At 56.9% G+C, this 5407-nt stretch carries 9 protein-coding genes and 3 pseudogenes; 6 read left to right on the top strand and 6 right to left on the bottom strand.

Annotated elements, in window-relative coordinates; all coding sequences use genetic code 11:
• Positions 1–123: 123 nt before the first annotated feature.
• Together iolB and PUT78_RS22870 are read right to left on the bottom strand one after the other, a co-directional pair.
• Positions 124–547, bottom strand: a pseudogene (gene iolB / locus PUT78_RS22875) (5-deoxy-glucuronate isomerase); the annotation flags it as partial.
• A gap of 168 nt (positions 548–715) precedes the next feature.
• Complete coding sequence (locus PUT78_RS22870; protein WP_274354534.1) at positions 716–976, bottom strand: WGR domain-containing protein; 261 nt, start codon at positions 974–976, stop codon at positions 716–718.
• A gap of 240 nt (positions 977–1216) precedes the next feature.
• Here PUT78_RS22870 and PUT78_RS22865 point away from each other — a divergent pair.
• Both PUT78_RS22865 and PUT78_RS22860 read left to right on the top strand, forming a co-directional pair.
• A pseudogene (locus tag PUT78_RS22865) lies at positions 1217–1989 on the top strand (IS6 family transposase).
• Between the two features lie 70 nt (positions 1990–2059).
• Complete coding sequence (locus PUT78_RS22860; protein WP_274354533.1) at positions 2060–2476, top strand: helix-turn-helix domain-containing protein; 417 nt, start codon at positions 2060–2062, stop codon at positions 2474–2476.
• 37 nt (positions 2477–2513) lie between these two features.
• On the opposite strand, the gene PUT78_RS22855 is transcribed toward PUT78_RS22860, so the two are convergent.
• From PUT78_RS22855 to PUT78_RS22840, 4 genes are read right to left on the bottom strand one after another with little or no spacing between them, the layout of a single operon-like run.
• Positions 2514–2597, bottom strand: a complete 84-nt coding sequence (locus PUT78_RS22855) for a hypothetical protein (RefSeq protein WP_274354535.1) — start codon at positions 2595–2597, stop codon at positions 2514–2516.
• Positions 2597–2776 carry a hypothetical protein gene (locus PUT78_RS22850; protein WP_274354532.1) on the bottom strand — a complete coding sequence of 60 codons (180 nt, stop codon included), beginning with the start codon at positions 2774–2776 and terminating at the stop codon, positions 2597–2599. Before PUT78_RS22850 ends, PUT78_RS22855 begins: the two co-directional genes overlap by 1 nt.
• Positions 2777–2787: 11 nt before the next feature.
• Positions 2788–3189: a type II toxin-antitoxin system VapC family toxin gene (locus tag PUT78_RS22845; RefSeq protein WP_274354531.1), complete on the bottom strand. Its 402-nt coding sequence runs from the start codon at positions 3187–3189 to the stop codon at positions 2788–2790.
• Positions 3186–3449: an antitoxin gene (locus tag PUT78_RS22840; protein WP_274354530.1), complete on the bottom strand. Its 264-nt coding sequence runs from the start codon at positions 3447–3449 to the stop codon at positions 3186–3188. The genes PUT78_RS22845 and PUT78_RS22840 overlap by 4 nt, the downstream gene beginning before the upstream one ends.
• Before the next feature lie 452 nt (positions 3450–3901).
• Here PUT78_RS22840 and PUT78_RS22835 point away from each other — a divergent pair, with 452 nt between their 5' ends.
• From PUT78_RS22835 to PUT78_RS22820, 4 genes and pseudogenes are all read left to right on the top strand, one after another.
• Entirely contained in the window at positions 3902–4222 is a 321-nt protein-coding gene (locus PUT78_RS22835) for an ArsR/SmtB family transcription factor (protein WP_274354529.1), read from the top strand.
• Positions 4219–4665, top strand: a complete 447-nt coding sequence (locus PUT78_RS22830) for an SRPBCC family protein (protein ID WP_274354528.1) — start codon at positions 4219–4221, stop codon at positions 4663–4665. Before PUT78_RS22835 ends, PUT78_RS22830 begins: the two co-directional genes overlap by 4 nt.
• A gap of 36 nt (positions 4666–4701) precedes the next feature.
• Positions 4702–5058, top strand: coding sequence for a GFA family protein (locus PUT78_RS22825; RefSeq protein WP_274354527.1), 357 nt, complete (start codon positions 4702–4704; stop codon positions 5056–5058).
• A gap of 212 nt (positions 5059–5270) precedes the next feature.
• Positions 5271–5407 (top strand): annotated as a pseudogene (locus PUT78_RS22820) (IS6 family transposase); the annotation flags it as partial.

Raw genomic sequence — 5407 nt, 5'->3', positions numbered from 1 at the left:
TGCTTGAAAACGCGCCCTGAGCGCATGCGGCAGTGCTGCTGACATGAAACATCCTCCTGCAAAGGATGAATCACAGATCAAACCGAAAGGGAATCCACCGATTCAAGTTTCAAGTTCGCCGCTTTAAATCAAGCCTTTGAACTCTGGCGCGGGGGTGAACCGCCATTCGCGGCGAGGGCCTGCCATGACGTTTAGGTAGTAAAGCTCGAACCCGTGGGGTGCGCCGCAAGGGTGGTGGGCACGGGAGACCAGAACCACCTCGCCATCCGCAGACGCCCATGCATTCATCAAGACTGTCATCGTCGGTATAGACGCGCTGGATGGCCCAACCATTGGCCGGGTTCAGACGGTGGTAATAGGTTTCTTCAAGATAGGTGATGCGAGGGAAATCATCCTCGTCATGGCGGTGACTGGGATAGCTTGACCAACTGCCCGCAGGGGTGAAAACTTCGGTCACCAGCAGGCTGTCACAGTAATCCTCATCCTCCATGGCGATATTGTTGATCCAGCGGGTATTGGGCCCTTCGCCGCGTTGCGTCAACGCAATCGCCGAAATCTATACTCGCCGGACGAATGCTGGAACTACTTCACGGCTGAATGCCCGGATACATGATCAGCCCCCGCCAATGCCCCGAAACAGGTGACGCCCGTCTGCCATATTTGGTCCGGGCTGGTGGTTTTGTCCCGGCGCGCATCCGGCGCCCGCAAGTCCTGTTCAGGCCGCAGTCGCAAACTGCTTTTCAATCAGATCATATCCGCGCGTTCCTGCCCGTCGCGCAGAACGATCAGCGACAAGCACCGCCTCACGCAGGTTTGCGAACCACACACTCACATGGTGGCCACGGGTTCCGACACGCCCCCATTCGCGGATAACCGTGTATTCCCCGAACAGATTATAACTGATCTCTACACGGTAGAAATGCGTTCGGACATCCCGTGCATCCGGTGCTGTACGATGACAGAGAAGGGTCAGCATGAGGGTGATCCTTTGGTGTCTTTCCCGATATCAGAAGGATACCTCACCGGAGCGCGGCCACCAATGGTAAATCTTGGCAGGCACGCAGCCTCAGCGGCCTATCGCGCGCGGCGTGATGCCAGCCCTGGCGGAAACATTGTCACGATTTCCTGTGTGGATCATAATTATCCGTGTCGGCGATACACCCTAAGGGGCATTGCCAAGTTGTTTATGTGGCATGACTTGGATAGATGGTGACCGATGCAAGTGCCACCGTCCATGCTGCACCTGAAAGGCTTTCGTTTCCCACGTGAGATTGTCGCCTACGCTGTTTGAGCCTACCATAGGTTTGCCCTCAGCACGGCAGATGTTGAGGATCTTCTGGCAGAGCTGGGCGTCATCGTCAGCCGCGAAACCGTCCGCCTCTGGGTTAATCGCTTTGGGGTGCATTTCGCCGCGTGCATCCGCCGGGATCGGGCGCGCACGAACGGGAAATGGCATCTGGACGAAGTCGTCATACCGATCAACGGCGTAAAGCACTGGCTGTGGCTGGCCGTCGATACCAACGGAGACACGCTCGACATTTCGTCCAGACGCGTCGCAATGCCAAGGCTGCAAAGCGCTTCCTGACACGGTTGATCACTCAATTTGGCCAGCCGAGGGTAGTCGTCACCGACAAGCTGCGTAGCTATGCAAAGCCGATCGCACAGCTGGCAATGCTGACCATCGCGCCCACAAGGGTCTCGACAACCGGATCGAGGGCAGCCACAGGCAGACCCGAAGACGGGAGAAAATAATGGGACGGTTCGAATCATCCGGACAAGCGCAGCGTTTCCTTTGCCGCACATGACCAAATCAATACGATCTTCAAACCCCGCCACTACCGACTGACAGCCACGTCCTATCGCCACGCCCGTGCTGATGCCTTCGGGTTGTGGGCCGACTATACCCGCGAAATGACCGCAGGAATGCACGAGGCACAGACCACCGCACCTAACAGACAACAACTTGGCAATGCCAGCGCGACATTATGACGGCAGGCGGGATCCTCGCCTGGGCCGACCTTGGGCTGACACTGGTCGGGCGCCTCCTTGGCCCGCAACCATGCTGGCCACCGCGCGGTTCCTGCTGATCGAGCCGCCGCGCCACAGCCAACGGCCCTTTGCCCAGTTCGTCCCGCGCTTTGACCATGGCGATGATGCTATCCGGGCCAGCCAGCACCACATCCACGCCCAAGCCGCTACCCTGGAAGGGGTGGCCGATCTGGCCGAGAAGGCGGGGATGACGCCCCGCACCTTCCTGCGCCGGTTCAGCGCCGCGACCGGGTTCACGCCGGTGGAGTATCTGCAACAGGTCCGCATCGCCAAGGCGCGCGATGCGCTGGAGCGCTCGCTGACCCCGGTGGACCGCATCGCTTGGGATGTAGGCTATTCCGACCCCGCCGCGTTTCGCAAAGTGTTCCAGAAACTGACCGGCCTGCCCCCCGCCGCCTATCGCCAGCAGTTCAGCATCGCGGGCTGATCGGGATCGCATTGGACAGCGCACCCTTGCCGGCCCCCTAAGCCGTTGGCACCGTGCCCCCGTCAATCACATATTCCGTGCCGGTGATGCTGGCGGCCCGGTCAGACGACAGGAAGGCGATCAGGTTCGCGATCTCTTCCGGGTTGTCGGGCGCCCCAAGAGGATGCCGCCAAGGCTATCCATGATCATCTTCTTGCCGCCCTCAAGATCGGTTCCCGCCTCGGCCGCCAGCCGTTCGGCCAGCCGGAAAAGGTAGGTCAGACGATATCCGCCGTCTGCTGCCTCGGTTAGACAAAACATATCACCCTCCCTTATCTGGTCCAGTTTTCTACCCGCAGGCCGCGAACGCGGGAAAACTCTCCCGTGTTTTCAGTCACGAGGATTGCGCCAGCGGCGTAGGCATGAGCCGCGATCAACAGATCGTTCGGACCAATGGTCTTGCCTGCAGCTTCTAGCGCGGCGCGAATGCCGCCATACTCCGCGTCAGCAGGCACATCGAACGCCAGAATCTGCACACTTTCCAGTATCGCCTCGACATGCGCCAAGAGTTTCGCGGACCCTTTCTTCGCACAGCCATATCGTAACTCTGCCGCCGTGATGATGCTCACGCAGATCGCATCCGGGCCAACATCGGCAATGCGCTTTGCCGCGTTGCCGTCAGGATTTCGGAGCAGATCTGATACGACATTGGTGTCCAGCATATAGAGCGTCAAAGGCCGATTTCCTTGGCGGGGAGAAGCGTCTCATCCACGTCAGGAAACTGATCCTCTGGTCCGAGTGGGTCCAGCCCCGCCAGCACTTCAAGAAGGTTCTTGCGGCGCACCGGCTCGATGATAAGCCGGTTCCCATCACGATAGATGTTCACCCGATCCCCCGGCATCTCGAAGTCTGCGGGAATGCGGACGGCTTGGCTCTTGTTGTTACGGAAGAGCTTGGCTTCACGAGGCTCTGAGTATGAATGCGGTTGCGACATGATCGCCCCTCCTGTTCATATGTATATGCAGAAACATATACACTAAGGTGCGGAAATTTTCAATCTCGCGTCATAAAAATTATTCAACCCCAATCGCCGAAGAAGGTTCTCCACGCCAACGGTCGCTTTGTCCGCCTCCCGGACCATCATGAACTCGCGGCGAGGTCTCCTTCGAGCCTTTTTCGACTGTTGCTGCACGCTGAGCTAGCGTCTGCTCGGGGCTCTTCCGCCGACCCAATGTCAACTGTTGCCTGGCAGGCTTTTGCGCGTAGGCGCGCGAAGTGCCTCACACAGCAAGCGATTGCTATTCGCCCCGGTTTATTCATCCGATATCAGAAATGCACAGATCGCGTCTCATGCATGCATCTATAGTTGCGCAGGTAATCACCTGCATATGTTGACATGCAGGTAATTACCTGCATATACTACTCCCGTCCCGCTAGGAGATTCGAATGGATGACGACAAGGTGTTCAAGGCCCTGGCCGATCCAAATCGCAGGCAGTTGCTTGATCGTCTTTGCGAGAGAAACGGCCAGACACTCGGACAGCTCTGCGAGGCCATGGATATGAAACGTCAATCTGTAACTCAGCATCTGGGTCTTCTGGAGCAGGCCAATGTCATCAGCACCCAGCGTCGTGGGCGCGAGAAACTGCACTTCATCAACCCGGTTCCACTCTACGAGGTCTACGAGCGCTGGATTCGCAAATTTGAGGAAGGCCGTCTTGCTCTTCTGCACGACCTCAAACAGGAACTTGAAAGGAACGAGAAATGACCGACAAATCCGCCAGCTTTGTCTATGTCACCTTTATCCGCACGACGCCAGAAAAGGTGTTCGATGCAATCACGCGGCCGGAGATTTCCCGCCACTACTGGGGCCATGAGAACGTATCAGACGACTGGCAGCCCGGTTCCGAGTGGCAGAATATCAAGGCCAACGAGACACGCACCGTCGAGCTAGTCGGAAAAGTCATAGAGAGCGCCCCCCCCAAACGGCTGGTCATTAGCTGGGCGAATGAGAGCCAGAAGTACGATCCTGACCAGTATAGCCGGGTCACCTATGACATCGAACAGCAGGGTGATATGGTCAAGCTCACCGTCTTGCATGACGAGTTGCAGCCCGGCAGCGGAATGCTGAAGGGGATCAGCGAGGGCTGGCCTCTGGTGCTTTCGAGCATGAAGTCCTTCCTCGAAACCGGGCAGGGCTTGGACCTCTGATCGCTCATCTGCAAAGCTATTCCTGAGGAAAAGAATATGAATGAGCACACCTATCATGGAAGCTGCCACAGCGGTGCGGTGGAATATGAAACGAGTTTGGCGCTGGATCAGCTAATTACTTGCAACTGCTCCATCTGCCGCCGTCAGGGCACGATACTCGGATTTACTTCAAAGGAAAAATTCACCCTGCTGAAGGGCGAAGGAAACCTTTCAGATTATCAATTCGGCTCCAGGAACATCCATCATGTATTCTGTAATACCTGTGGTGTGAAATCATTCGGCAAAGGTGTGGGGCCGGATGGCGTGGAGATGTATGCCGTTAACGTGCGCTGCCTGGTCGGCGTGGATATCGACGACCTGCCATTGCAGAAATTCGATGGCGCAAGCTTGTAGCCCGACGTTTTTTAAAGTGAGAGTTCAACAACCACACATGCAGTGGTTGGGCGCAAATGGACGTGCTTCCGGCTCTGTCGCAAAGATTTTTGGTTTCCGGTTGGCTCTGTATGAAGCATCGGCGTAGGAGGTGACCTCACAGCAAGGGTCGGATGAGTGCGATGGTTGATTTCAATGGCACGCACTATCCAAAATCAGTTATCCTGTTCGCGATGTTTTTCTAACTGCGCTACCCGGTTTCTTATCGTGACCTCGAAGAGATAATGGAAGAACGAGGTGTCGATGTTGACCATGCGACCCTGAACCGTTGGGTGGGAAAGTACTCCCCATTAATCGCGGCAAAAGCCCA

Source organism: Roseinatronobacter alkalisoli, from assembly GCF_028745735.1.
GTDB classification, from domain to species: Bacteria; Pseudomonadota; Alphaproteobacteria; order Rhodobacterales; family Rhodobacteraceae; genus Roseinatronobacter; species Roseinatronobacter alkalisoli.
Note: the sequence above shows the minus strand (reverse complement) of the source record. Positions and strands in the feature narration are given on the sequence as shown.